Genomic DNA, 24,706 nt, shown 5'->3' on the forward strand with positions numbered 1-24,706 from the left:
CCCTAATGACCGCTTTGGGTTTAATAGAGTAAGAAACCATAGCGAAACAAAATATCAAAAACAAAGCGCCCCACATCGCATAAGTATCGCGGTGTGGGGCGCTTTGTAAAAATCAATAATACCATACCCAAACGGCCCTAATGACCGATTTGGGTTAAACCTTATACCAAGTGTTTGATGAGGTCTTCGCGTGAACCGGCAAGCATGTCGATTACAGGAATCTCCACCATCGTGTAGCAACCAGGCTGCTGGCGAACAGAAGCACGGGCTACGTTGACGAGCACCTGACCAGTCAATGCAGGGTTGTTGATGCTCATGTTGAACTCCATGCGCTGGTTCTGGGTCTTGCCGCTCACACCTTTGCGCACGAGGTTTACACCATGGCCCATATCGCGTACTTCGTCTACTGAGTCTACGGCAAACACATGTGTCTCGTCGTTGGCGAAATATGGATCTTCCTTCACTGCCTTTGCAACATCCTCCAGTTTCGCTCCCTCTTCAAGTTCCGCATACACCATACGACGGTGCAGACCTTCACCCTTTGGAATGGTAACCGACAGAGCGTTCTTCACACCTGCCTTTGAACGTACGCAGACGCTGTGGCCCATCGACATTCCTGGTCCGAAGTTGGTGTATGACAATCCTTTAGGTGCCAGACTCTGCATCAGAGTGCGTACGATAGAGTCAGAACCTGGATCCCAACCGGCAGAGATGACAGCAACTGCATTGTGCTCCTTGCAGATTGGCATGAGAGTGGCGCGATAGTCCACGATGCCCGTGTGTATATCAAAACTGTCAACGGTATTGATGCCGAGGGCGAGAATCTTCTTGGCATATTCCTCGCAGCTACGCGATGGAGTGGCGAGAATTGCCACATCAACGTCCTTAAGTTCTGTAATGTCCTTAACTACCTCATATTCTGCCAGTTCTGCAGGCTTGTTCTCTGCGCCGTTGCGTCTTACGATACCGGCTATTTCGAAATCCGTTGCTGCTTCGAGAGCCTGTACAGAATAATGTCCGATGTTGCCGTAGCCCACTACGGCTGCTCTAATTTTCTTCATTTTATGTTGTTGTTTAATGGTTTTGTCTTTCTTGATTGCTGTTTTCTTTTATTTATAGTTTTATTCTTTCTTGAGTTTTATTCTTTCTTGATTGTTATTCTTTCTTGAAAGTTTTGTCTTTATTGATTGCCATGTAATATGAATATGCATTTGTGAGATGCTCTTCTTGTATGCGCTGAACGTACATTTGTTCGTTCCGACTACAAAAATACGCCTTTTTGTCGGAATATCATCATATTCTTGTCATAAAGAAACTAAAAAGGTGGTATGTGCCTGGAAATATTATGGCATAAAAAAAGACGTTGCTGTGTATAGGTGCATCCCTGCGGCTATACACAGACGTCTTTGAAGACTTATTTATTTTTGGTACAATTCTTTGCTTTTTGTGTTTTGCTATATTTATTTCATGCTACATTAATAAATTCCTATATGCTAAATCTTTTCAACCATTCCATCCACAATTCTTCAGATGCTCCGTGTTTTCGGGGCCTCCATACATTTTGGACAAACGGTTTCTTTATCTTGATAATTGTATTTTTATCTTAATTCTTTTATACTTTCTTGTTTTTTTGCTTTAGTCCTAAACACTGTAGATATTGCTTTAGTGAAGTTCAGCTTTTGACAATTTAAAAATGATGATTGAATCTATATATTTTATTATTTGACTTAATCAAAGTTGTCTTATTCTATATTGTCATCTCTCCTTTTTGCTTTCTTGCTTGCTTTTGTTCTTGCTTATTGCCTTTATCTTCTTCTTTTTTTTAATAGTGCCCCACATCGTTCTGTTGATGCGGAGCCCCTATTCTTTATTGTTCTTACATATTTAATATTTCAAGGAGATATTTATTGTCTCTTCAATGCATCATTTATTTGATTGCGCTGCAAAGGTAATAAAAGGGAATTAATTCGAGTTAGTAAAAATATGATATAAATTTACTAATGTGTCGCATCCGATGTAATATTTTGTTGATTTGATACAAATGTTTCTTTGAACCTCTGGCTGACATTTGAGGGTGAGATATTGGGAAATGCTTGAATTTAAGGCAGATATGTGATATGTAACATTGTAACATTTTGGCTTAATCGTTTTTGAATGATTAATAAATATGTTACACTAATATTTATGAGATTGCTTGAAAAATGGTTTTGTGTCCTTGGTTTCTGTTGCTTTGTCGTGTCTGAAAGATGGATTTTCGTATATAACGAATATTCCCCCCCCCACGGTCTGATAGCCGTTTCAGATGAGTGTACAAAGTGAATTATTTTCTTCTGCGCCTCTTATGCTCCTGCTTGTATTGCGACGGCGTTATGCTTTCAGCCTTCTTGAATACCTTTGACATGGCAGAAGAGTCCGTAAAACCAGTATGGGCAGCTATATCTACCAGAGTCATTTCCGGTCTTTGACTTATCAACCGCTTCACTTCCTCTATGCGCAGCATGTTTATCCATGCATTGAAGTTCATTCTATACATATTGTTTATGAAGCCGCTCAGCAACCGTTGGTCGATTCCCATTTCAGCAGCGGCTTCTCTCAGTGCCAGTCCCTCACGGCAGTATGGCTTTGACGGTAGTCTCATCCAGCTTCTCACTGTGGCTTCTATTGCCTCAGGCTCCTTCTTCTTATCTTCCTTACTCGTTTTTCTTGCATGCGAATGGATTATTTCGTTTGTTGTACTATCCTCGTTCGCTGCATTCTTCAACAATAGGTTTTCTATATCCTTTATGCTTATAGCCTTTAGTCTTGTGTTTTCTGCATTCCTTTTAGCTTCAAGATAACCAGTTTCTTTCATATATCTCAGCGATATGTTCACTATGATGCCACCATTTGATACGAATATAGCTGTATGGACCAACACGAATACTATATTCGCATTGTTGCTAAGGTGTTTCCCGGTTATTGCCTCGAAGAATATTACACAACCTAAAATCGTTACGTATGCAATGGTCATCTTGGCAATCTTTATCATCGGCTTCGTCCTGATGCGTTTGCTGAGCTCTTCGTCCTTTTCCACACTATCTCTAAACCTTCTTATTTCGAAGTATATCATTGCGGAGTATACCAGGTAGATAGAGAATATGGCTACAAGCAGAATGTATTTTATTATCTTGGCAGGGAGAGTATTGGTGAACAGTTCATAAGATCCGATATTGAACTCCGTTTCTCTGTTCACGATGAAATATACAAGGTAAATCAGTGTCAATGCCACAATCGGCAGGCAGGTCATGTTTTTCATGTCTACCTTCTTCTGGTCTGCAATGGTCATTGTCAGAATAGATGTTGTCAGCAGATACAGTTGGATATAGTATGTCAGAGGGTAGGCGAATGATGTCAACACGTCATAGTCGATACCTTTTGCTATCAATGTGGCATTGCACATCTGAAGCACGCCAATGACAATTGCCGTCCATGCGATACAAGCCCTTGGTGATTTGTAGCAGGCGGTCATTTCCTTTTCCATCACTCTCAGCGACATCAGGAATATACCCAATATGATGAATGCCGTGCTGCTTATCACGTATGCCGTATAGCCCAACATATTGAATGTTGGAGTTAAAATCATTTCCATATCAGCCAAGTTTTACTGTTTAAGGTATAAGTCTCGCTTTTGTCTTGCTTCAAAGCATGATTCAATTTCAAGTACAAAAATACAAATTCTTTTCTTCTTTCTGCTCTTTTTCCCTTTTTTTTCTCATCCTTGTTGTCGCATTCCCCCTTCATTTGTCACATCTTCCCAGTCTTTAGTCAAGGCTTGTTCTGGTTTTGATTCCTTTGGTTAGTGACGGTAAAATAATAACTTGGTACGCAATTTCTTTTTCTTCCCTCACTTGGCATGCTTTTTTGCTTCACTTTTATTGATTATTCGTCGAAATTCTTGTCCGTGTCGTGATTTATTCATACTTTTATACCGAATATTATCCGACGACCCGTTTCGGGCAGTCTTTGGAAACACACCTTAATATATAATATGAAGCATTCAATCTTTACCTTATTGCTTGCGATAGGTGCATTTTTTTGCGGTTTCGCACAAGACAATCTCACACAATACGTGAATCCCCGAATCGGCACCGGCGGACACGGACATGTATTTCTTGGTGCCAACGTGCCCTTCGGTTATGTCCAGCTCGGTCCCACAGAGCACACCCGCGGTTGGGACTGGTGTTCCGGCTACCACGACTCCGATTCTGTGCTGATAGGTTTCGGTCATCAGCATCTTAGCGGCACCGGCGTAGGCGATCTTGGCGATGTGGCTTTCCTTCCCGTCGCTGATGCCGGTCAGGAAGAGATAGTCTTCCATCACAGCAATGAGAGCGTGCGCCCCGGCTATTACGCCCTGAAACTCGAGCGGCCCAATGTGTGGGTAGAGTTGACAGCCACCCGGCGTGCCGGTTTCCACCGCTATACCTTCGGTGCTGACATGGCGAAAGCACAGCTTGTTCTCGACCTTCATCAAGGTATAGGATACGACAAGCCTGCAGACTATGCCCTCGACCGCATCACTGATACGACAATCTCCGGCCATCGTCATTCCACAGGTTGGGCAAAGAACCAGAAGGTGTTCTTCTCTGCGGAATTCTCCCAGACAGTCAGCGTAGAACCACTTGACAGCGGCAGATGGCTCCTGACGGCAGCCGATGTTTCCCAGCCATTGATGATAAAGGTTGGCATGTCTGCCGTCAGCGTCGACAATGCGGCGGAAAACCTGCATAAAGAGATTCCCGGATGGGATTTCCGCAAGGTAGTGGCAGATGCCGACAAGGCATGGAACGACGAACTCTCAAAGGTCAGGATAGAAACCGCCGATGCCACGTATCGTCGCATTTTCTATACTGCCATGTATCACACCATGACAGCTCCTTCGGTATTCTCGGATGTCAACGGCCAGTATCGCGGTGCCGACGGCGAGGTGCATCAGGGTGATTTCACCAACTATACCACTCTCTCCCTTTGGGACACATATCGGGCAGCCCATCCTCTTATGACGCTGATACACACCGACATGCTGCCCGACATAGCCAAGACGTTCGTCAACATCTACCGTCAGCAGGGCAAACTCCCCGTATGGCATCTGATGGGCAATGAGACAGACTGTATGGTGGGCAATCCGGCAATTCCCGTGCTTGCCGACCTGGTGCTGAAAGGATATGTAGCCGACAAAGAAGGAGCCTACGAAGCCATGAAGCAGTCAGCTCTGAAAGATGAGCGCGGACTTGACCTGCTGAAGAAATACGGTTATCTGCCCTACGACAAAGACGCCAACAGGGAGACCGTAGCCAAGGGATTGGAATATGCCCTTGCCGACTGGTGTGTGGCAAAGGTGGCACGCCTCTTGGGAAAGAAAGCCGATGCGAAATATTTCGGCGGCCGCGCCATGAGCTACCGCAAGTATTTCGATCCCGAAACCACCTTCATGCGCGGCATCGGTACCGACGGCAAGTTCCGTGAACCATTCAATCCCTTCTCCGCCGACCATCGTCAGGACGACTATACCGAGGGCAACGCATGGCAGTATACATGGCTTGTACCCCATGATGTGCACGGACTTGTGAAGCTCTTCGGCAGCGAACGGCGTTTCACCCAGAAACTCGACTCACTCTTCATCGTGACCGGAGATCTCGGAGCCGGCGCATCTCCCGACATCACCGGACTCATCGGACAGTATGCCCATGGCAACGAGCCGAGCCATCATGTGCTGTATTTGTATAACTATGTGGGTCAGCCATGGAAAGGAGCCCGTCTGCTGCGCCAGAGCATGACGGAGCTGTATCGTGACGACCCCGACGGTCTGTGTGGCAACGAAGACGTGGGACAGATGTCAGCATGGTATATCCTGTCATCCATGGGCCTCTATCAGGTGGAGCCCGCCGGCGGCAGATACATCATCGGTTCGCCGCTCTTCAACAAAGCCACGATGCAAGTCTCCGGCGACAAGACATTCACCATTGTAGCCACAGACAACAGCAAGGAGAATATCTATGTGCAGTCAGCCAAGCTCAACGGCAAGCGATACACCAAGTCATATATCCTATACGATGACATCCGTAAAGGCGGAGTGCTCGAACTGCAGATGGGCAACAAGCCATCGGCATGGGGAACAAAGTCTGCCGACCGTCCATAGCCCCAACCGGTAATCAGACAGCCTGATTGCCTTTGGGAGATAATCCTTATCACGCAAACAATTTCAAAACAAGAATAATACCACAATCATGAAACAGACCCTGTTTACCATAGCCCTCCTCGCAGCCACAGCCACGATGACGGCACAAGAGAACGCCACCGTCGACGTGCACTCACGCTATACCAAGGTGGTTGCTCCAGTCAAAGGAAAATATGAATCGAAGCGTCCGCCCGTTGACGAGCGCCTCTTCACCTCAACCGCCGTCGAGAAGAAAATCCGCGAGGTTCAGAAAATCCTGAAGAAGAATCCCAAGTTGGCATGGATGTTTGCCAACTGCTTCCCCAATACCCTTGAGAGCACCGTTCATTATCGTGTGCTCCCCAATGGCGACGACGACACCTTCGTGTATACCGGCGACATCCCGGCGATGTGGCTCCGCGATTCAGGAGCCCAGGTGTGGCCCTATGTCGCCCTTGCCAATAAGGACGACAATCTGAAGAAGATGCTTCGTGGCGTCATACTCCGACAGATGAAGTGTATAAACATCGACCGCTACGCCAATGCCTATAACGACGGGCCTACGGGAGCCGGCTGGCATAAGGACAACACGGAGATGCCCCCCGAAGTGTTTGAACGCAAATACGAGATAGACTCATTCTGCTATCCCATCCGCCTTGCCTACGAATATTGGAAGGTGACCGGCGACGACAGTATCTTCGGCGAAGACTGGCTGAGGGCGATAGACAATATCCTCGCCACCTTCATCGAGCAGCAGCGTAAGGAGAACCGTGGTCCATACACGTTTACCCGTATGACCGACCGCGCCTTCGACACCCTGGGATGGGACGGCTATGGGGCGCCGGTGAAACCGGTAGGGCTGATAGCCTCCATGTTCCGTCCGTCAGACGATGCCACCATCCTGCCGTTCCTCGTGCCGTCAAACTTCATGGCGGTGTCTTCTATGAACAAGGCAGCTGAGATCCTGCACCATTGTGCAGGCAAGGCGTATGGCAGCCGAAAGACGGAAATCCTCCTGATGGCAAAGAGATGCAGCGAACTGGCAGCCGAAGTGAAGGCAGCCCTGCAGAAATATGCCGTTTACGACCATCCGAAATACGGCAAGATATACGCTTATGAGGTGGACGGTTTCGGCAACCGTCTCCTGATGGACGATGCCAATGTGCCGTCGCTCCTCGGTATGGGATATATGGGCGATGTAGACATCGATGACCCTGTATATCAGAACACCCGCCGCTTTGTGTGGAGCGACGACAACCCCTGCTTCTTCAGCGGCAAGGCAGGAGCAGGCATCGGCGGTCCGCATATCGGCTACGACATGCCATGGCCGATGTCTGTCATGATGAAATGTTTCACGGCGAAAGACGACGAAGAGATACGCTGGTGTATGCAGACGCTGCTTCAGACCGATGCCGGCACGGGCTTCATCCATGAGTCGTTCCACAAAGACGACGCCTCACGCTACACCCGCGCCTGGTTCGCATGGCAGAACACCCTCTTCGGAGAGCTCGTGATAAAGCTCATCAACGACGGAAAGGCAGACTTGCTCAATAGTCTTTAACCCCCAACTCTCATAAGAAATTGATCAATAAAAATCGGTCATCAAGGCTTGCACTTCTTCGCAAGCCTTGATGACCGATTGCTTTTAGCCCCTAAGGTTTATACCAATTGCGGCAGAAACGAAGAGATGATGAGCACCACGATGCCGACTATCAGCACTACGATGGTCTTCTGCGAGCACCCTTTCCATTCCTTCAGTATGATTCCCCACACGTTAGAGAACACCACGTTGAGCGCCATCAGTATGCAGAAGGAGAGAGTCATCAGCGTGTCGGATGCGGTCAGGAATCCCTTGCCCAGCGACAGACCGAAGAACTGGCTATACCACAATGCGCCAGCCAGCGCACAGAACACGATGTTGTTTGCCAGCACCCCACTCTTGGAATAGTCGCCCCATGTCTTGTTCTTCGCATTCTGGAAGAAGCAGTATGCAGCGTTAGTGATGAATCCTCCCAGTGTGACGAGCAATGTGGCAGGCAGCGTCTTATACATGTCGGGAGTGAGGTCGCCGAAGTTTATCCCCTTTCCGAATTCCAGTCCCACGTTGAAGCATCCGCTCATGAATCCGGCGAGCAGGGCTATGGCGAGTCCCTTCGGAAAGTTGAAGTCCTTCACCGCTGCCTTCTTTTCCTCTTCAGATAGCGATGCCGCCTTCATAGAGCCTGCCACGCCGATTATGGCGATGCCAGCCAGCGTCACCACCACGCCCAGAATCACGGCGAAGGTCAGTCTGCTCAGCGCATCCTCTTCGGGGAAGAAGATGTTCAGGAGCACGGGTCCCATGATGGTTCCCAGTCCGGCACATGTTCCGAGGGCGATGCTCTGTCCGAGCGCCACTCCGAGATAGCGCATCGAGAGTCCGAAAGTCAGTCCGCCCACTCCCCATAGTGCTCCGAACAGCACCGTCATCCATATATCGAAGCTGCTTCCGTTGACAATCAGTTCCGTTATCGAGTGACCTTCCGGCACGGCGAGCAGCGCTCCCATCAGCGGGAACACTATCCATGCGAAAATGCCCTGCACCAGCCAATACGACTCCCAGCTCCAGCTCTTTATCTTGTTTATCGGCACATAGCAGCTCGACTGGCAGAATGCGCCGATGGCAATGATGAGAAGTCCGATGATAATTTCCATAATATCCTGTTTGTGACAAAGCCGGAGCGCCACGGGAATCGGTTGTTCCCCTTGGTGCTCCGGCTATATTATTGTTTGATATCGAAAATCTGTTCTCTTAGTTTCTCTTTGCGAGCACCTCATTCTCGTATTTTTCCACGTCGGCGAAATACTCCTCGCCCACAGGCACGCTGTTCTTCATGTTGAAGTAGTCGTAAACGGCTCCGAAAGGCAGGGTCTTTGCCTCTTCGAGCAGAGCCAGACGCTGGAACAGTTTGCCCTCGTCCTCATACTGACGCAGAGTTGCCGTTGGTTCGAGCAGAGCCGAGAGCAGCGACTTCTGGGCAGCGCGCACTCCGATGATGTATGCTCCGATGCGGTTTATAGATGCGTCGAAATAGTCGAGACCGATATGGGCGCGGTCGAGAGCGTTGGCGCGTACAATCTCAGAGAAGAGGTTGCGGGTGTTGTCGTCGAAGAGTGTCACGTGGTCAGAATCCCAGTGCATAGGGCGCGACACGTGGAGCATCAGCTCCGGCACGTAGAGCAGCAATGCTGAGATGGCGTCAGAGACGTTCTCTGTCGGTTCGTAGTGGCCGGTGTCGAGAGTATACATCACGTTGTTCTTGGCGCAGTAGCCGGTATAGAAATAGTTTGAGCCCACGGTATAAGCCTCCAGTCCGATACCGAACAGCTTTGCTTCCAGACACGACTTCATTCCCGGCAGGTCTTCAGCCAATATCTCGTCGAGGCTCTGCTTGAGGATTTCGCGGTAGCGCAGCTTGTTCACGGTGAGGTCCTTGCTTCCGTCGTGCACCCATATATTCATGATACAAGGGTCGTTCTGAAATTTACCCATAGCGTCGGCGATACGGCGGCAACGCTTTGTGTGCTCAATCCAGAAGTCGCGTATCTCCTTGTCAGGATTGGCGAGCGTCAGGCTGCCGCTCTTAGGATGCGAGAATGATGTGGAGTTGAAGTCGAGCTTCATATTGTGCTCCTTCGCCCACTGCATCCATCCTTCGAAGTGTTCCACTCCCACTTCGTCGCGGTCAACGAATTTTCCTCCGAACTCGCCGTAAGTCTCATGCAGGTTCAGACGGAACTTACCCGCCAGCAGCGAGTCCACCTTCTCAATGTCCTGACGCAGCTCGTCTATGTTGCGTGCCTTTCCAGGATAGTTTCCAGTAGTCTGAATACCGCCGGAAGCTGCCACGTTGCGCTCGAAGCCGACCACGTCGTCAGCCTGCCAGCAATGCAGGGATATAGGAGTGTTTTCGAGAGTTTCGATAGCCTTGTCGGTATCTACACCCAGAGCGGCATAGCGCTCTTTTGCCATTTCATAGGCTTTTGTGATTTGTTCTGTTTTCATATTCTTTAGGTTTTTATAGTTGTTGTTTTTTTAGTTTCCTCATTAACCTTTCCTCTTCTTTATTTCCAGATATTTCCCGTAAGCCTCGTCCCAAAGCTCCTTGTCTTCAGGCACGAAGCGGTTCATCACCACGCTGTCGGCAATGATGCTGCGCATGTCGAAAATGTCGTTCACTTCGCCTGCCGCCTTCGCCTGTATCATGATGTTGCCCAGAGCGGTGCATTCCTGCGGTCCGGCGAGCACCTCCACTCCCGTGGCATTTGCCGTAAACTGGTTGAGCTGCCTGTTCAGCGATCCTCCGCCAATGATATGCAGGGTGTTGACAGGGAACGCCGCCATCTCTCTGAGGTATCCGAACACCTCGCGGTATCTCAGTGCGAGACTCTCGAATATGCAGCGGCATGTCTCGGCGTAGCCCTCCGGCACGTGCTGTCCCGTTTCCCGGCAGTATTCCTTTATCGCTTCCTGCATGTCGGCAGGGTTGGCAAACATCTTGTCGTCAGGGTTTATGATGCTCTGGAACGGTTTCGTAGCCATTGCCTCAGCGGTCAGTATGGCGTAGTCGCGGGGAGCGTCCTCTCCCCATTCCTTGCGGCATCTCTCCAGCAGCCACATTCCGCAGATGTTCTTCAGGAATCGTGTGGTGCCCTCTATGCCGCCCTCGTTGGTGAAGTTTCTTTCATACGACACCTCGTTTATGATTGCGTCTTTAGTCTCAATTCCCATCAGACTCCATGTTCCCGAACTGAGATAGGCAAACTGTTCGTTCTTTGCCGGCACGGCAGCCACGGCGCTTCCCGTGTCGTGTCCTGCCACGGCAATCACAGGTATCGCTCCCAGTCCCGTCATCTTCTGCACCTCCTTTGTAAGCGTGCCTATACACGTGCCCGGGTTCACCATCATTCCAAACTTCTCCCTTGTCAGTCCCACGCTCTTGAGCAGTTCCGGTTCGAGGTCTTTTGTGCGTGGATTCAGCATCTGGCTTGTCGAAGCGATGGTGTATTCGCAGACAGCCTTTCCTGTGAGCATCCACGACAGGGCGTCGGGCACGAAGAGAATCTTCTTCGCATTGGCGAGCGCCACATTGTTCTCCCTTCTCATGGCATATAGCTGGAAGAGAGAGTTGAAGTTCATGAATTGGATTCCCGTAGTTTCATACACACGCTTCTTGTCTACGCATTTGCTGAAATATTCGTCCATAGCCTCGAAAGTGAATGGGTCGCGGTAGGCGATAGGGTTGCGCAGTATGGCGTTGTCTTCTCCTATGCACACGAAGTCCACTCCCCAGGTGTCGATACCGATGCTCGTTATCGGCAGCTGTCGCTTAGCCACGAGTTTCAGTCCCTTGATGATTTCGTTGTATAGTGCGAAGATGTCCCAATAGAAGTGACCTCCCGTTTCAATCAGCGAGTTGTCAAACCGTGTGAGTTCCTCCAGTTGCACTTTGCCTTCGGCAAGTGTTCCGATGATAGTCCTTCCGCTTGTGGCACCCAGGTCCACGGCAAAGAAATATTTGTTGTTGTCCATTTGTTTGATTATGTTATTTTCGGTCAGTTTGAATTAGTAGGTTCGTGATGCCGGCAGCCATGTCGTGACAGGTTTTCGGCATAGGTGGTTTTGTGAGGGCAAAGATAGTGCAAATCGAATGCAGAGCGTCAAGCTTGCTTGGACGCTATGCTGAGATGTAGCCTATTTTCTGCAAAGATATTGCAAGGCGAGAGGAGAATGAAATGAATGTATTCATTTCTTATCCCGAACCGTAGCTTATCTTATGCAAAGATACTTGTTTTTGGTGTTTGCAAAACCCGATTATTTGCGATTTAATCTGAAACTTTTGGTAATTGCAAGAATAAGATTTGCGTATTCGTAATGCGCCACTCCTTAAGGGTAAACCATAGGCTCGAAAATCCCCCCCACACCGTGGGGAACAGAACCCCCTAATGTGGGGTTTCATTCCCCACGGTGTGGGGGGATTTCAGGTGGTGCAAAACGGCATGATACATCTGTGATATATCAATGATACTTTTATGTAAAACATTCAGAAAAGTATCATTGCTTTAACCTGTTGGCTTGTAGTATTTTAAATGCTCTGGATAGACGGAGAATGATACTATGACACTTCTTTAGAAGAAAATGAGTGCTGTGCACTTCCTTTTTTGATATGCCTTGCGATGTATTGTGGTTATAGGATGTTCCCTTCTGCCAATGAACTTCAGCCCCCTCTCGTTCTCAAACCCATCCTAACCTTCCCCAAGGGAAGGAACAAGTTACTCTGATTCTGTCAAAGACAGTGAGATGCAGGTTACTCTGAATCAGACAAGCCATTGACAACTATCAAGCAACAGGTGTATCTGTCCCTCCCCTACGGGGGAGGTTAGGTGAGGGCTGATGTTGATTTTCTATGTAATATTCCTTTCTTTTATCTCCATCATTAACTTCGTGGCTTATCCCGGTTTCTGTCTAAAAATCATCAGCCGAATCATCAGTTAGGGAAAAGGGAGTGCCCAAGCACTCGAGAATCCACGAAAATCCTGATAGAAATCCAACAACCATTTACCAAATAAAAAATCAGTGAAAAAGCCAAATCCGTGTTCTCCGTTAAATCTGTGTTTAAATTTTTGTCCATCACCGCAGGCGTATGGACACTATATTATCACAGATATAATTTTTTCCGTGTTGCCGTTGTGTCCCTGGCCTTCGGCAGGGCCACAAATCAAAAAATGAAACACGGATAGCACTGACTTTATACGGATTAGTCTTTTCACGGATTCATTTTTTGATGATATTTCGTCAGTGAGATTTGGATTTTGGTTTGGATTTAGCAGGATTTGCAAGTGCTTGGGCACTTCCTTTTGGGTGTATGATAGGGTGATGTACTCGATAGAATGTTATCGTATGCTTTCAGGAAAAGGGAGTGCCCAAGCACTCGCAAATCCACGAAAATCCAAGATAAAATCCAAAAATATAAGTCTAAAATAATCCGTGATGATTAATCCGTGGTGTTCCGTGCAATCCGTGTTTTTATTTTAGACCAGTGTCCATCGCCGTAGGCTGATGGACACTAAGCACTCACAGATATATTTATTCCGTGTTGCCGTTGTGTCTCCAGCCTTCGGCAGGGCCACAAATCAAAAAATGAAACACGGATAGCACTGACTTTATACGGATTAGTCTTTTCACGGATTCATTTTTTGATGATATTTCGTCAGTGAGATTTGGATTTTGGTCTGGATTCAGTTGGATTTGCAAGTGCTGGAGCACTTCCTCTTAGTTTGCTATACGTACGATGCTGTGTATAATATCAGAAGTATTGAAATTTACAAGGATGCCAAGGCGTTTACCGGTAATTTTCAGATACGTAGAAAGTTGCATCTTATGGATGGGCTGCAGGTTTTCAACCGCCTTCAATTCAATTATCACCTTGTCTTCAACCAGTAAATCCAATCTGTAGTCACATTCTATATCCTTTCCTCTATATACAACAGGGATGTGTTTTTGACATTCGACTTTCAGTCCCATAGTTTCAAGTTCTATCATCAATGACTTTTCATATATAGTCTCTAAAAGTCCTGGTCCCCAATAGTTATAGACATTGAATATCGCTTTTCTTATTTGGAATGTAAGGTCTTCGTATAGTAGCATAACAGATTAGTTTTGAATTAAGGATGCTTTAGGCAAAGGTAACTAATTATTCGGAAAAAGGGAGCATTTATGCTCGCGAATCCACGAAAATCCAAGATAAAGTCCAATATATAAGTCTAAAATAATCCGTGATGATTAATCCGTGGTGTTCCGTGCAATCCGTGTTTTTATTTTAGACCAGTGTCCATCGCCGCAGGCTGATGGACACTAAGCACTCACAGATATATTTATTCCGTGTTGCCGTTGTGTCTCCAGCCTTCGGCAGGGCCACAAATCAAAAAATGAAACACGGATAGCACTGACTTTACACGGATTAGTCTTTTCACGGATTCATTTTTGATGATATTTCGTCAGTGAGATTTGGATTTTGGTTTGGATTTAGCAGGATTTGCAAGTGCTTGGGCACTTCCTTTTGGGTGTATGATAGGGTGATGTACTCGATAGAATGTTATCGTATGCTTTCAGGAAAAGGGAGTGCCCAAGCACTCGCAAATCCACGAAAATCCAAGATAAAATCCAAAAATATAAGTCTAAAATAATCCGTGATGATTAATCCGTGGTGTTCCGTGCAATCCGTGTTTTTATTTTAGACCAGTGTCCATCGCCGCAAGCTGATGGACACTAAGCACTCACAGATATATTTATTCCGTGTTGCCGTTGTGTCTCCAGCCTTCGGCAGGGACACAAATCAAAAAATGAAACACGGATAGCACTGACTTTACACGGATTAGTCTTTTCACGGATTCATTTTTGATGATATTTCGTCAGTGAGATTTGGATTTTGGTTTGGATTTAGCAGGATTTGCAAGTGCTTGGGCACTTCCTTTTGGGTGTATGATAGGGTGATGTACTCGATAGAATGTTATCGTATGCTTTCAGGAAAAGGGAGTGCCCAAGCACTCGCAAATCCACGCAAATCCAAGATAAAATCCAAAAATATAAGTCTAAAATAATCCGTGATGATTAATCCGTGGTGTTCCGTGCAATCCGTGTTTTTATTTTAGACCAGTGTCCATCGCCGTAGGCTGATGGACACTAAGCACTCACAGATTTATTTATTCCGTGTTGCCGTTGTGTCTCCAGCCTTCGGCAGGGCCACAAATCAAAAAATGAAACACGGATAGCACTGACTTTACACGGATTAGTCTTTTCACGGATTCATTTTTGATGATATTTCGTCAGTGAGATTTGGATTTTGGTTTGGATTCAGCAGGATTTGCAAGTGCTTGGGCACTTCCTTTTGGGTGTATGATAGGGTGATGTACTCGATAGAATGTTATCGTATGCTTTCAGGAAAAGGGAGTGCCCAAGCACTCGCAAATCCACGAAAATCCAAGATAAAATCCAAAAATATAAGTCTAAAATAATCCGTGATGATTAATCCGTGGTGTTCCGTGCAATCCGTGTTTTTATTTTAGACCAGTGTCCATCGCCGCAGGCTGATGGACACTAAGCACTCACAGATTTATTTATCCTTATTTCTGATTTCAGTTTCCTTATTTCTTTTCTCCCACAATCTCCTTAGCTCTGTCCAGAGCAATCTTGATGTGGCTGCAGATGTTCTCTTCGCCGACAGATTCGTAGAAACCTGCTTTGCCGAGGGCGGCGTGTACATGAGGGTTCACACCTGAGAGAACCACCTGTATACCATCCTTGTGACTCATTTCGCAGAGGTTGGTGAGGTTGTGGATACCCGTGGAGTCAACGAACGGTACCTTACGCATCCTTATGATGCGCACCTTGGGGCGGTCGCCGAACGCTGCCATGACTTCCTCGAAACGGTTGCCGGCACCGAAGAAGAATGGACCGTTGATTTCATACACTTCCACTCCCTCCGGAATGGTGAGATGCTCCAGGTTGCCCTTTATCATGTCGCTCTCCTCATTGATTTCGTTCTCTATCAACTTCACGTCGGTCACCTCAGACACACGCTTCATGAAGAGCAGACAGGCTATGATGAGGCCGACCTCGATAGCCACGGTGAGGTCGAAGATGATGGTGAGGAAGAAGGTGATGAGAAGCACGGTGACGTCGCTCTTGGGATTCTTCATCAGCGAGAGGAACGAACGCCATCCGCACATACCGTATGACACTATCACGAGCACTCCGGCAAGACATGCCATAGGGATATATTTTGCCAATGGCATGAAGAACAGGAATATGAGCAGCAGCACCACGGCATGGATGATGCCGGCGATGGGTGATTTTCCGCCGTTGTTGATGTTGGTCATCGTGCGGGCGATGGCTCCCGTTGCCGGTATGCCGCCGAAGATAGGCGAGGCGAGGTTTGCCACACCCTGTGCTATCAGCTCGGTGTTGGAGTTGTGGTGGTCGCCGATAACACCGTCGGCAACAGTTGCCGAGAGCAGCGACTCTATGGCGCCGAGCACGGCGATGGTCAGTGCCGGTTGCACCAGTTCCTTTATCGTGTCCCATGTTATTGTAGGCATGTGGGCTTCGGGGATGGCGTTGCTCACGGAGAAGCGGTCGCCGATGGTCTCGATGCTCGTCACTCCGGCAAACTGCTTGAGGAGCAGAACTGCCACGGTCATCACGATGATTGCCACGAGCGATCCCGGAATCTTCTTGCTGAACTTAGGCGTGACGGCAATCACCACAACGCTGAGTATTCCCACTGCCGCACACCACCAGTCTATGGTTCCGAAGTTGCAGATGTAGCACCACCACTTCTCTATGAAGTCGCTTGGCACCTTGTCGATGCTCAGTCCGAAGAGGTCTTTTATCTGCGTGGTGAAAATCGTGACGGCGATACCGCTGGTGAATCCCACTACGATGGGGTAGGGGATGAACTTGATGATGGTGCCCAGATGCAGCACTCCGAAGAGGATGAGGAAGGCACCTGCCATCAGAGTGGCAATGGTGAGCCCCTCGAAGCCATACTGCTGGATGATGCCATAGATGATGATGATGAAGGCACCCGTAGGTCCGCCAATCTGCACCTTGCTGCCTCCGAGCAGCGAGATGATGAATCCCGCCACGATAGCGGTGATGATACCCTTCTCTGGTGTCACTCCGGATGCGATACCGAAGGCGATGGCAAGTGGCAATGCCACGATGCCCACGATGATGCCCGCCATGACGTCGGCCATGAGGGTCTTCTTGTTGTAGTTCCTCAGTGTGGTGAAGAGCTGCGGCTTGAAATCTAATTTACTGTTCATCGATAATTGTTATTCTGAATATATTTGTATTTATTAATGCGTATTAATAGAATTAAGGAAACGAAAATGGAGCAGTCCGTCAACTTTTAACCCTAATCGGTCATTAGGGCTTGCTTGGATTTTGTTTGGCTTTTAATGAGTAATAGCGGGCTATTGCTCATTAAAAACGAGCAAAAGTCGCCTTATAAAAAACAAAAGACTGCAAGCAGTTGTAAAAAAAATACATTAAACGGCCTAATGACCGATTTGGGTTTAGTGTAGAACTGCTCCTTGTGTGTGTAAATCATGCCGCAAAGGTACGACAAAATATTAACAAATCCTAATTTTTATCCCATCTTTTCTCTGTATTCGCTTGGTTTGCATCCCACTTTCGCCTTGAACTTGCTTGAGAAATAGTCGGGCGAATCGAAGTTCAGCCTGTAGGCTATCTCTTTGATGCTTATCGGCGTAGAGGAGAGCAGTTCGCGTGCCCTCTGCAGTCGTAGCTCCTGTTGGTAGAGAGCCGGCGAGATGCCCGTGAACTCCTTGAACAGCTTGCGGAAGTTGGAATATCCCATTCCCAGCTGGTCTGCTATCTCCTGTATGGTGATGCGGCTTTCCAGTCTCTCGCGTATCATGAGACGAGCCTTGTTTATGATGTCCACCTTGTCCTGGTCGCGGCTCAGGATGATGTTGCGCTCTCTGGCATACATCGTGCCGATGAGATTGTTCACGATGCCGGCGAGCGACTGCTGCGAGTATGCCTCCTCGCGCTTTGCCACCTGCATGGCAGACTCGTAGAGGCTTATTATCTCAGGACAGTAACCCACGTGGTATACCGGTTTTTCGGGCGACAGGAATCCGTGTCCCACTCTGTCGTCCATGTTCTTTCCTCTGTAGCCTATCCAGTAGCTCTCCCATCGGGAGGAGGCGAGCGGATGGTATGTGTGCCATTCGTTGGGGAAGAGCAGGAAGATGTCGCCAGCCTTTATCGGATGGTCTTTCACGTGGTCGGAACAGAACACGCCCTCTCCGTCGAGCAGGTAGAGCATCTGGTATTCGTCGAGCGTCCGTCCCCTTGTCACGTCGAAGTAGTATCCTCCGGCGTGGCCTCTGGTGGGGTATGGGTCGCCGGGGTTGAGTTTGTCGTAGCCCACGGTGCTCACCGTGAGTCCCCACAGCGCATCTCTCTCGTTTGCCACGAGGTATTTGCTTTCCTGCATGATATGTGTCTTTGGTTCTTTAATCTATCCTGTATACGAGGTGGCGCATCGGATGTCCGCCCCACGAGGAATCGTTGGCATATTCGAATCCCACGTGCAGATACAGTCTCTCGGCGTTAGGGTTGCCTTTGTCCACGAGCAGTCCCACGGCAGGGTGTCCCTCCTTTGCCGCTTTCTCTATCATTGCCCGCAGCAGTGATGTGGCGATGCCTTTGCCGCGGTGGTCGGGCATCACGGCGAGGCTGTCGAGATACACCTCTCCGGCTTGCGTCTCGTCGTCCATCCGGCTGAAGTCTCTGCCGAAGCATTCCTTGGCAGCGTTGATGAATGCCTGTCGCAGCTCATGCAGCTTTCCGCCGTCGTAGCCCACTATGGCTCCCATCACGTCGCCGTCGTCGTCGATGGCAACGAGGGTGTTCAGATAGCTGTACTGGGAGTCTTCCCTTTCCACGAGCGATGTCATCATGGAGCGGAAGTCGGCAAGCGTATGGTGTTCGCCGGCGAAATACTGGCAACAATCGTCTGTCATTGCCGTCATAATGAGTTGCGAGATGATTGGAGCCTGGCTCTTTGTCGCTGTCTGTATTTTCATAGTCGTTGCTAAAATTGTGATGTTAATGGGAATGATGGGCAAAATTAGCAAATTAAATGATAAAATGCAAGATTAGCGGCATAATTCAGCAGCCGGTCAGTCTTTCAGCGAGTATGTCACTGTGGTCACCACCCTCACTTTCTTGATGTATGGGGTGTTGGAGTCGCGGTCTTCGATTGAGAACTGTCCCTGGTCGGCATTCATTATCTTGTCTATCTTGCTGTCGCTGTTTTTGGCAAACTGCTCGGCGGTCACTTTAGCGTTCTCTATAGCTTCCTGCATCATCTTCGGTTTCAGTTGGCGGAATGCCACATATTCGTATTTCACCGGGTTCTCGTAGCCGCCGTCAACGATGGCGACGCCCTGCTTCAGCAGGTCGCCCTGTCGGGAGATTATGCTGCGCACGAGATTCACGTTTTTTGAAGTTACGGTGATGATGGATGTGATGTTGTAGCGGTAGGGCTGTTGGTTGGCGCCATATCGTTCGGCGTTGAGGTCGATCACCACAGGTGCGTTCACGATTATCTCGTTGTCTTTCACTCCGTTGGCAATCAGGAATTTGCGTATTTTATTTGTCGTGGCGTTGATCTTCTGGTATAGTTCCGGCAGGTCGTCGCCCAACTCCTTGGATAGGATAGGCCATGTCACTTTGTCTGCCTCCACCTCCTTCTCTGCCAGTCCTTTCACTACCACTTTGCGGTCTTTGCCAGCCAGACTCTTAAGTCCTGAGTCTACAAAAAATCCGAGCACGATGATGCCGATGGCTAAGATCAGTGCTTGCTTGATACCTGTGTTTACATTCATGATTTTTCCTCCGTTATTTAGTTTATATTGGTTTGGCGTGTCTCCTATATGTTGTCATTTGGCAAAGATATGAAATATACTGGCACCCACAAGCGATTTAAAAGTTTTTCACAAGCTTTAAGTCCCAGACGGCTATTGCTATATATAAAAGTATAAAAAGTGTGACATCGCCATCTAAAGCCTTGTAACATCAATTACATGGAAAGTTAAAAGCGTTAAATTTTGCCTATTTCGTATCTATATAGAATCCACACAGTCACTTTTCTACCGTTTAGAGTGTATAGTATTGATAAACAACTGATAATAGATGCTATGGTTTTATAATATATTGAGCCCACTTGAAAAAGTCCAGATCAAATTTGGTCTTTGTAACTTATAACAATCAATAGGACGTTTTCGTAAAATGACTTTTTCAAATGGGCTCATGCATGGATTTTTGTTTTCACATACACAAAAGTGTAATTTTTCAGCCACCCATCTCTGAAATACACTTTTGTGTCAAAGGCTTTTTTCATTCAAATTATACTTTTGCAGCAGAAAAATAAATGAAGCAATCAAAGCATTAGCAATATGAAGGGAAAAGTAATTTTTACCACAGCGTTGTGCCTCTCGGCTATGACTCCGATGATGGCGCAGAATATCACCGGTAAGGTATTCAGTATGACAACCGCTACACGTATGAAACAGGAAATCCATTCTTAGTGTCTGAGATAAGCAAAAATCTTAACTACGAGTTGGCTTACAAATGGTTGATTTTCGATATGACCTACAGCCATACTTCGCATACGATGATGTCGAATGTGGAGACTTACAAAGACAATCCTGCAATAGGACTGCTTAAGCCTGTGAATGGAAAGGCATATAATCATGTAGAAGCTTCCGTCAACTTGCGACCTTCGTTTGGCATTTGGTATCCTTCATTTACGGCATCTGTGACAAAACAGTGGCTTGATATGGATGCACATGATGGCAAAATATCCAACAAACCTATGGCAGTATTCAACTTTAACAACACCTTCAACACCAAGTTGGCAATGTTAACGTGGATGATGTCGTATACCACAAAAGGATATGGAAGAAATATATATTCGTATAAGCCAAGATTTTGTACCAATGTATCTGTATATAAGGCTTTCTTGAAGGATCGTTTGTCGTTCCAGCTCTTTATCTATGATTTGTTTGGGACAGACGATATCCACATGAGTGCGCATTATGGCAAAATGAAGGACATGATTGTTGATATACAGTCAACCAGCAAAGTGTCGCTTACTGTAAGGTATAAATTCAACACTACAAGAAGCAAATATAAGGGTACAGGAGCAGGAGAAAGTCAGAAGAACAGAATGTAGTTTGTCCATCTGTAGCATTCAGTAATGGTGTAATGACAAAAAATCTCTTTATAAATGAACAATCCAATAAAAATGTTGATTAGTGGCGCAGACATGGGAGGCTTGATAGCCTCCTGTGCTTTGCACCATGACTTCCATGAAAGCTCTCGGCAGGAAGATAGATTTCATATCTATCGCATAGAAAAGGATACGCTGACGATGGAAGATGTGGATGCATGCGACTTGTCGGGCATCCGGTATGCGGTGAATGCAACCTTACACGACAACGAAGTCTCTTTCGCTTTCGATGAGAAATGTAAGGAGCAGGGCATCACAGTTATCCATGCCGTCAATCTTGGCAAGGCTGCCTTTCTCGCTGTAGAGAAACCGAAAGGCTATCCATTCAGCGAAGTAGTGAAAAGAGGTTCGGATGATTTCCGTTGCTCACTGGGCAAGTATATCTCGCAGTACGGCATGTTCTGGCAGATGCCTGTGCCTTGGGTGGATGAAGCCATCATGCATTATTCCAAGGAGTCTTTCCCGCAACAGGGCATCGGGGCATACATAGCCGCCGGCTATTGTGCCAACATCCTCGTAAATCTTGCGGAAGGCAAGGAGGTGAAATACTTCCCCAAGTTCTATCTCTCGCCATTGCTGGAAGAGATATGATACTTGTGTTATGGGGTTTATTGGTTTTTGCTTGGTGGTTTCAGAAATAAAACGTATTTTTGCTGATGAAAAATCAACCTTTTTCGTTAAACCAAATGGGCAGAACCGAGTTTGCTCTAGTTATGCCATGGCGAGAAAAGGTGTCATGTAATGGAATGTATATTTTAAATAAGGAGTAATTATGAATACTTCAGTAATAAATGAACCGCAGCTTTTGGTAACTGTATCTGATCCTGCTATGTTGACAAAGCTGAAAAACGCCATCAAAATGTTGAATGGTGTTAGTTCTATTTCTATTCTGAGACCTAAGAAGACAGATTTGGAACTTGCCGAAGAGGACAAGGCGCAAGGTAGAGTAACCCAATGGAATTCTGTTGACGAAATGTTTGACACTGTTTTAGGGGAATGATGTATAAGTTTGGTACAACCAAAAGATTTGACAAGGCTTTAAAGCTTTGCAAAAAGCGTGGCTATCCAATAGAAGAACTAAGAAAGGCCATAGCCATATTGGTAGAAAATGGTAGCCTGCCATCAGAATATAAACCACACATCCTTCATGGCAACCATGAAGGTGAATGGGAGGCGCATATTAAACCAGACTGGCTGTTAGTTTGGGAACAGAATGATGATGAATTGACTCTCTTGATGCTGACAACAGGTACACATTCCGATGTGTTTGGCAAAACAAGAAGATAATATTGAGTCGGCTATTAAATTATATCATCTGAAAGTTCGTGGCATGAAACAGCGCCTCGGCAATGTTCTTCACGCCCATCTTGGCGAAAAGGTTACGCTTGCAAGCCTTTATCGTATCCACCGACTTACATAGTCGGTCGGCAATATCATTCATCGTGTAACCTTGGGCAGACAATCTCAAAACATTTCTCTCGGTCTCGCTCAAAGTTATGCCTTCTTTCTTTTCCCACTTGTGGCGCAATGTGGAATATTCAAAATAGCTACGCTCACCATTCTTCTGCATGATGATATGTCCCGGTTCATCGGTTGCTGCCAATGATACGGTGCAGAGGGCAAGCCAGATTCTTCCATCATCAGAAAGAAGTATCGGAGTGAGGTGATGATGAATCAATCGGCTTTGGCGGCCATTGATAAGATGAAAGTCGTACGAGATGGTATAGTCCAGACGGTCGCCCACAGGCAATTCATTGAAAAGATCAAAACCTTTTTTGTTCACTTCGAGCAGCATCTGCAGGTCGGCATCCGGAACATGGTCTATATACATCTGATAACCGGCTTCCATCAACTGCTCCGGTTCCAATCCGCAGAGATAAGCGAGGTTGTCTGATGCATAGATGAAGTCCTGATGAAAATAGTCAATGATATAGACGCACTGGTAGGTGCTGCGAGCAAAAGCCTTTGCCGCAGTCACCAATAATTCTATCTTGTCGTAATCTTGTCTGTTGATATGATTCACCTCGTTGGAATGGAGGAAGAAATCTTCTTTTTCTTTATTCACAAGCTATTCTGAATATTACTCTTTCAAACTGTTAATCTTGGCACAGACACTCTGCACATGGTCGAGTGATGACTACGCTTGGTTGCTGATTCTCATTTCAGTGTGAATGTGAATATCAGTCCGTGGTTGGGCGGCAAGGCGTTTTTCACGCTGATGCTTCCGCCGTGTAGGAGTATGGCGTTTTTCACGATGGCGAGTCCGAGCCCCGTGCCTCCCATCTTGCGGCTTCGTCCTTTGTCAACACGGTAGAAGCGTTCGAAGAGGCGTGCGAGGTGTTCGTGTGGCACTCCGACGCCGTTGTCGGAGAATGTGAAACGCCATTCCTGTTGACTTGTCTTTTCGGCAGACAGTGTGATGGTGGATCCTTCGCCGGCATAGGCGATGGCATTGTCGGTGAGGTTGCGGAACACGCTGTAGAGCAGTGACTGGTTGCCCTTCACCTGTATGTCGGCTGGCAGCCGGTTGTCGAATGTCATCGAGTGTTCCTTGAGTTGCAGCGCCGTTTCCTTCTGTATGTTTGCCACCATCTGCGAGATGTCCACGGTGTCGAAGTCGGTGAGCATGTCGGGAGCGTCATCGAGACGGTTCAGCGTTGAGATGTCGCGCAGCAGCGACGTGAGGCGCTGCGCCTGTGCATAGCATCGCTGCAGGAACTGCGCCTTCATGCTCTCGCTGATGTTGGGATTGTCGAGGATAGTCTCCAGGTAACCCTGTATGCTCGCTACGGGAGTCTTCAGCTCGTGGGCTATGTTCTGGGTGAGCTGTCGCTTCAGTATGTCCTGCTCCTTCTTGGTGTGTTGCAGCCGTTTGTATATCTTGATGATTTTTTCGGCAATCTCTCCCAACTCGTCGTTCGGAAACTCTATGAGGTCTTCCGTCTCGAGGCTCTCGTTGTGATCGGCACGGTTTGCAAAGGTGCGTAGCTTCGTCACGTTGGCCCCCAGCCTCTGTGTGAAGCGGAAGAGCAAGAAGGTTAGGATAAGCATTGCGGCGAGGGCAAACCAGATGTAGTGCTGGTCGGTCTGCAGAGTCCTGATGAGGCTGTTGTCGTAGGGCAGTGCGGTGCGGATGATGAATTTCTGGTGTGGAAAGTATGTAGCCGAATAGAAGAACGACTCTCCGAGCGTGCTGCTCTTGCGGTCGATTGAGAATCCGTGGCCCATGTTGAGAGCCTGTCTTATCTCGCTTCGGTTGAGATGGTTTTCGAGCTGATGGTAGTTCTTGAACCTGTTGTCGTAGAGCACGTTGCCTTTCATATCGACCAGTGTCACTCTGATTTTCGACTTGTAGTGGCGCTTCACATATTCGTCGAGGTCTCTTTCTGAGTGGCTCTTGTCGAGACTCATCACTTCAGCCATGCGCTCGTTGTAGTCTTGCAGACGGGTGTCGAGCATGTCGATCTTGTATTGTTTCTCTCTCTCGTGCTGGAACACGATGAATGCAGCGGCAAAGGCGATGAACACGGCGATGACGCTGAAATACAGTTTCTTTCCTACGGATGTCCTTGACATAGTGGATGGGGGTTAGTTATCAGTAGACAAGGGAATCAGCCTTGCCGTCATTGTACGGATGCAT

At 47.4% G+C, this 24,706-nt stretch carries 19 protein-coding genes; 7 read left to right on the forward strand and 12 right to left on the reverse strand.

What is annotated here, in order from left to right; genetic code table 11:
* Window positions 1-161: 161 nt before the first annotated feature.
* Window positions 162-1,061, reverse strand: coding sequence for a diaminopimelate dehydrogenase (locus ACDC99_RS00185; protein ID WP_370755277.1), 900 nt, complete (start codon window positions 1,059-1,061; stop codon window positions 162-164).
* Window positions 1,062-2,320: 1,259 nt separating this feature from the next.
* Window positions 2,321-3,628, reverse strand: coding sequence for a helix-turn-helix domain-containing protein (locus tag ACDC99_RS00190; protein WP_370755279.1), 1,308 nt, complete (start codon window positions 3,626-3,628; stop codon window positions 2,321-2,323).
* Window positions 3,629-4,027: 399 nt separating this feature from the next.
* Here ACDC99_RS00190 and ACDC99_RS00195 point away from each other — a divergent pair, with 399 nt between their 5' ends.
* Both ACDC99_RS00195 and ACDC99_RS00200 read left to right on the forward strand, forming a co-directional pair.
* Window positions 4,028-6,178, forward strand: a complete 2,151-nt coding sequence (locus ACDC99_RS00195) for a GH92 family glycosyl hydrolase (protein ID WP_370755281.1) — start codon at window positions 4,028-4,030, stop codon at window positions 6,176-6,178.
* 88 nt (window positions 6,179-6,266) lie between these two features.
* The gene (locus ACDC99_RS00200; protein ID WP_022316828.1) at window positions 6,267-7,757 is read left to right on the forward strand and encodes a glycoside hydrolase family 125 protein; all 1,491 of its coding nucleotides are present in this window, start codon (window positions 6,267-6,269) and stop codon (window positions 7,755-7,757) included.
* A gap of 98 nt (window positions 7,758-7,855) precedes the next feature.
* Here the strand turns inward: ACDC99_RS00200 and ACDC99_RS00205 are convergent, their stop codons facing one another.
* From ACDC99_RS00205 to ACDC99_RS00240, 8 genes are all read right to left on the reverse strand, one after another.
* A complete protein-coding gene (locus ACDC99_RS00205; RefSeq protein WP_278841774.1) occupies window positions 7,856-8,890 on the reverse strand; it encodes an L-rhamnose/proton symporter RhaT in 1,035 nt (344 codons plus the stop codon).
* Between the two features lie 97 nt (window positions 8,891-8,987).
* Window positions 8,988-10,241, reverse strand: a complete 1,254-nt coding sequence (locus ACDC99_RS00210; RefSeq protein ID WP_022316830.1) for an L-rhamnose isomerase — start codon at window positions 10,239-10,241, stop codon at window positions 8,988-8,990.
* 42 nt (window positions 10,242-10,283) lie between these two features.
* Window positions 10,284-11,768 carry a rhamnulokinase gene (locus ACDC99_RS00215; protein ID WP_278841771.1) on the reverse strand — a complete coding sequence of 495 codons (1,485 nt, stop codon included), beginning with the start codon at window positions 11,766-11,768 and terminating at the stop codon, window positions 10,284-10,286.
* A 1,740-nt stretch (window positions 11,769-13,508) separates the two neighbouring features.
* Window positions 13,509-13,883 carry a GxxExxY protein gene (locus tag ACDC99_RS00220; protein ID WP_042519170.1) on the reverse strand — a complete coding sequence of 125 codons (375 nt, stop codon included), beginning with the start codon at window positions 13,881-13,883 and terminating at the stop codon, window positions 13,509-13,511.
* A gap of 1,496 nt (window positions 13,884-15,379) precedes the next feature.
* Window positions 15,380-17,062, reverse strand: a complete 1,683-nt coding sequence (locus ACDC99_RS00225) for a SulP family inorganic anion transporter (RefSeq protein WP_370755284.1) — start codon at window positions 17,060-17,062, stop codon at window positions 15,380-15,382.
* A gap of 326 nt (window positions 17,063-17,388) precedes the next feature.
* Window positions 17,389-18,264: a helix-turn-helix transcriptional regulator gene (locus ACDC99_RS00230; RefSeq protein ID WP_370755286.1), complete on the reverse strand. Its 876-nt coding sequence runs from the start codon at window positions 18,262-18,264 to the stop codon at window positions 17,389-17,391.
* 19 nt (window positions 18,265-18,283) lie between these two features.
* A complete protein-coding gene (locus ACDC99_RS00235) occupies window positions 18,284-18,856 on the reverse strand; it encodes a GNAT family N-acetyltransferase (protein ID WP_042519174.1) in 573 nt (190 codons plus the stop codon).
* 96 nt (window positions 18,857-18,952) lie between these two features.
* On the reverse strand, window positions 18,953-19,660 hold the full coding sequence (locus ACDC99_RS00240) for an SIMPL domain-containing protein (protein ID WP_022315854.1): 708 nt from the start codon (window positions 19,658-19,660) through the stop codon (window positions 18,953-18,955).
* Between the two features lie 570 nt (window positions 19,661-20,230).
* Between ACDC99_RS00240 and ACDC99_RS00245 the strand changes: the two genes are divergently transcribed.
* From ACDC99_RS00245 to ACDC99_RS00265, 5 genes are all read left to right on the forward strand, one after another.
* The gene (locus ACDC99_RS00245) at window positions 20,231-20,362 is read left to right on the forward strand and encodes a hypothetical protein (RefSeq protein ID WP_278841189.1); all 132 of its coding nucleotides are present in this window, start codon (window positions 20,231-20,233) and stop codon (window positions 20,360-20,362) included.
* Complete coding sequence (locus tag ACDC99_RS00250) at window positions 20,362-21,009, forward strand: outer membrane beta-barrel protein (protein ID WP_370755289.1); 648 nt, start codon at window positions 20,362-20,364, stop codon at window positions 21,007-21,009. Before ACDC99_RS00245 ends, ACDC99_RS00250 begins: the two co-directional genes overlap by 1 nt.
* A 54-nt stretch (window positions 21,010-21,063) precedes the next feature.
* Entirely contained in the window at window positions 21,064-21,657 is a 594-nt protein-coding gene (locus tag ACDC99_RS00255) for a hypothetical protein (RefSeq protein ID WP_370755291.1), read from the forward strand.
* Between the two features lie 181 nt (window positions 21,658-21,838).
* A complete protein-coding gene (locus tag ACDC99_RS00260) occupies window positions 21,839-22,066 on the forward strand; it encodes a hypothetical protein (protein ID WP_022316067.1) in 228 nt (75 codons plus the stop codon).
* A complete protein-coding gene (locus tag ACDC99_RS00265) occupies window positions 22,063-22,353 on the forward strand; it encodes a type II toxin-antitoxin system YafQ family toxin (protein ID WP_044065004.1) in 291 nt (96 codons plus the stop codon). The genes ACDC99_RS00260 and ACDC99_RS00265 overlap by 4 nt, the downstream gene beginning before the upstream one ends.
* Window positions 22,354-22,372: 19 nt before the next feature.
* Here the strand turns inward: ACDC99_RS00265 and ACDC99_RS00270 are convergent, their stop codons facing one another.
* Both ACDC99_RS00270 and ACDC99_RS00275 read right to left on the reverse strand, forming a co-directional pair.
* On the reverse strand, window positions 22,373-23,131 hold the full coding sequence (locus ACDC99_RS00270; RefSeq protein ID WP_370755293.1) for a helix-turn-helix transcriptional regulator: 759 nt from the start codon (window positions 23,129-23,131) through the stop codon (window positions 22,373-22,375).
* Between the two features lie 92 nt (window positions 23,132-23,223).
* Window positions 23,224-24,642 carry a sensor histidine kinase gene (locus tag ACDC99_RS00275; protein WP_288768679.1) on the reverse strand — a complete coding sequence of 473 codons (1,419 nt, stop codon included), beginning with the start codon at window positions 24,640-24,642 and terminating at the stop codon, window positions 23,224-23,226.
* Window positions 24,643-24,706 lie beyond the last annotated feature (64 nt).

Source organism: Prevotella pectinovora (genome assembly GCF_041323955.1).
Lineage (GTDB): Bacteria > Bacteroidota > Bacteroidia > Bacteroidales > Bacteroidaceae > Prevotella > Prevotella pectinovora.

Excerpts from the sequence above, each read along its gene's own strand:
- ACDC99_RS00185 (WP_370755277.1), bottom strand. The coding sequence starts at position 1,061 with ATGAAGAAAATTAGAGCAGCCGTAGTGGGCTACGGCAACATCGGACAT.
- ACDC99_RS00190 (WP_370755279.1), bottom strand. The coding sequence starts at position 3,628 with ATGGAAATGATTTTAACTCCAACATTCAATATGTTGGGCTATACGGCA.
- ACDC99_RS00195 (WP_370755281.1), top strand. The coding sequence starts at position 4,028 with ATGAAGCATTCAATCTTTACCTTATTGCTTGCGATAGGTGCATTTTTT.
- ACDC99_RS00200 (WP_022316828.1), top strand. The coding sequence starts at position 6,267 with ATGAAACAGACCCTGTTTACCATAGCCCTCCTCGCAGCCACAGCCACG.
- ACDC99_RS00205 (WP_278841774.1), bottom strand. The coding sequence starts at position 8,890 with ATGGAAATTATCATCGGACTTCTCATCATTGCCATCGGCGCATTCTGC.
- ACDC99_RS00210 (WP_022316830.1), bottom strand. The coding sequence starts at position 10,241 with ATGAAAACAGAACAAATCACAAAAGCCTATGAAATGGCAAAAGAGCGC.
- ACDC99_RS00215 (WP_278841771.1), bottom strand. The coding sequence starts at position 11,768 with ATGGACAACAACAAATATTTCTTTGCCGTGGACCTGGGTGCCACAAGC.
- ACDC99_RS00220 (WP_042519170.1), bottom strand. The coding sequence starts at position 13,883 with ATGCTACTATACGAAGACCTTACATTCCAAATAAGAAAAGCGATATTC.
- ACDC99_RS00225 (WP_370755284.1), bottom strand. The coding sequence starts at position 17,062 with ATGAACAGTAAATTAGATTTCAAGCCGCAGCTCTTCACCACACTGAGG.
- ACDC99_RS00230 (WP_370755286.1), bottom strand. The coding sequence starts at position 18,264 with ATGCAGGAAAGCAAATACCTCGTGGCAAACGAGAGAGATGCGCTGTGG.
- ACDC99_RS00235 (WP_042519174.1), bottom strand. The coding sequence starts at position 18,856 with ATGAAAATACAGACAGCGACAAAGAGCCAGGCTCCAATCATCTCGCAA.
- ACDC99_RS00240 (WP_022315854.1), bottom strand. The coding sequence starts at position 19,660 with ATGAATGTAAACACAGGTATCAAGCAAGCACTGATCTTAGCCATCGGC.
- ACDC99_RS00245 (WP_278841189.1), top strand. The coding sequence starts at position 20,231 with ATGAAGGGAAAAGTAATTTTTACCACAGCGTTGTGCCTCTCGGCTATG.
- ACDC99_RS00255 (WP_370755291.1), top strand. The coding sequence starts at position 21,064 with ATGAACAATCCAATAAAAATGTTGATTAGTGGCGCAGACATGGGAGGC.
- ACDC99_RS00260 (WP_022316067.1), top strand. The coding sequence starts at position 21,839 with ATGAATACTTCAGTAATAAATGAACCGCAGCTTTTGGTAACTGTATCT.
- ACDC99_RS00265 (WP_044065004.1), top strand. The coding sequence starts at position 22,063 with ATGATGTATAAGTTTGGTACAACCAAAAGATTTGACAAGGCTTTAAAG.
- ACDC99_RS00275 (WP_288768679.1), bottom strand. The coding sequence starts at position 24,642 with ATGTCAAGGACATCCGTAGGAAAGAAACTGTATTTCAGCGTCATCGCC.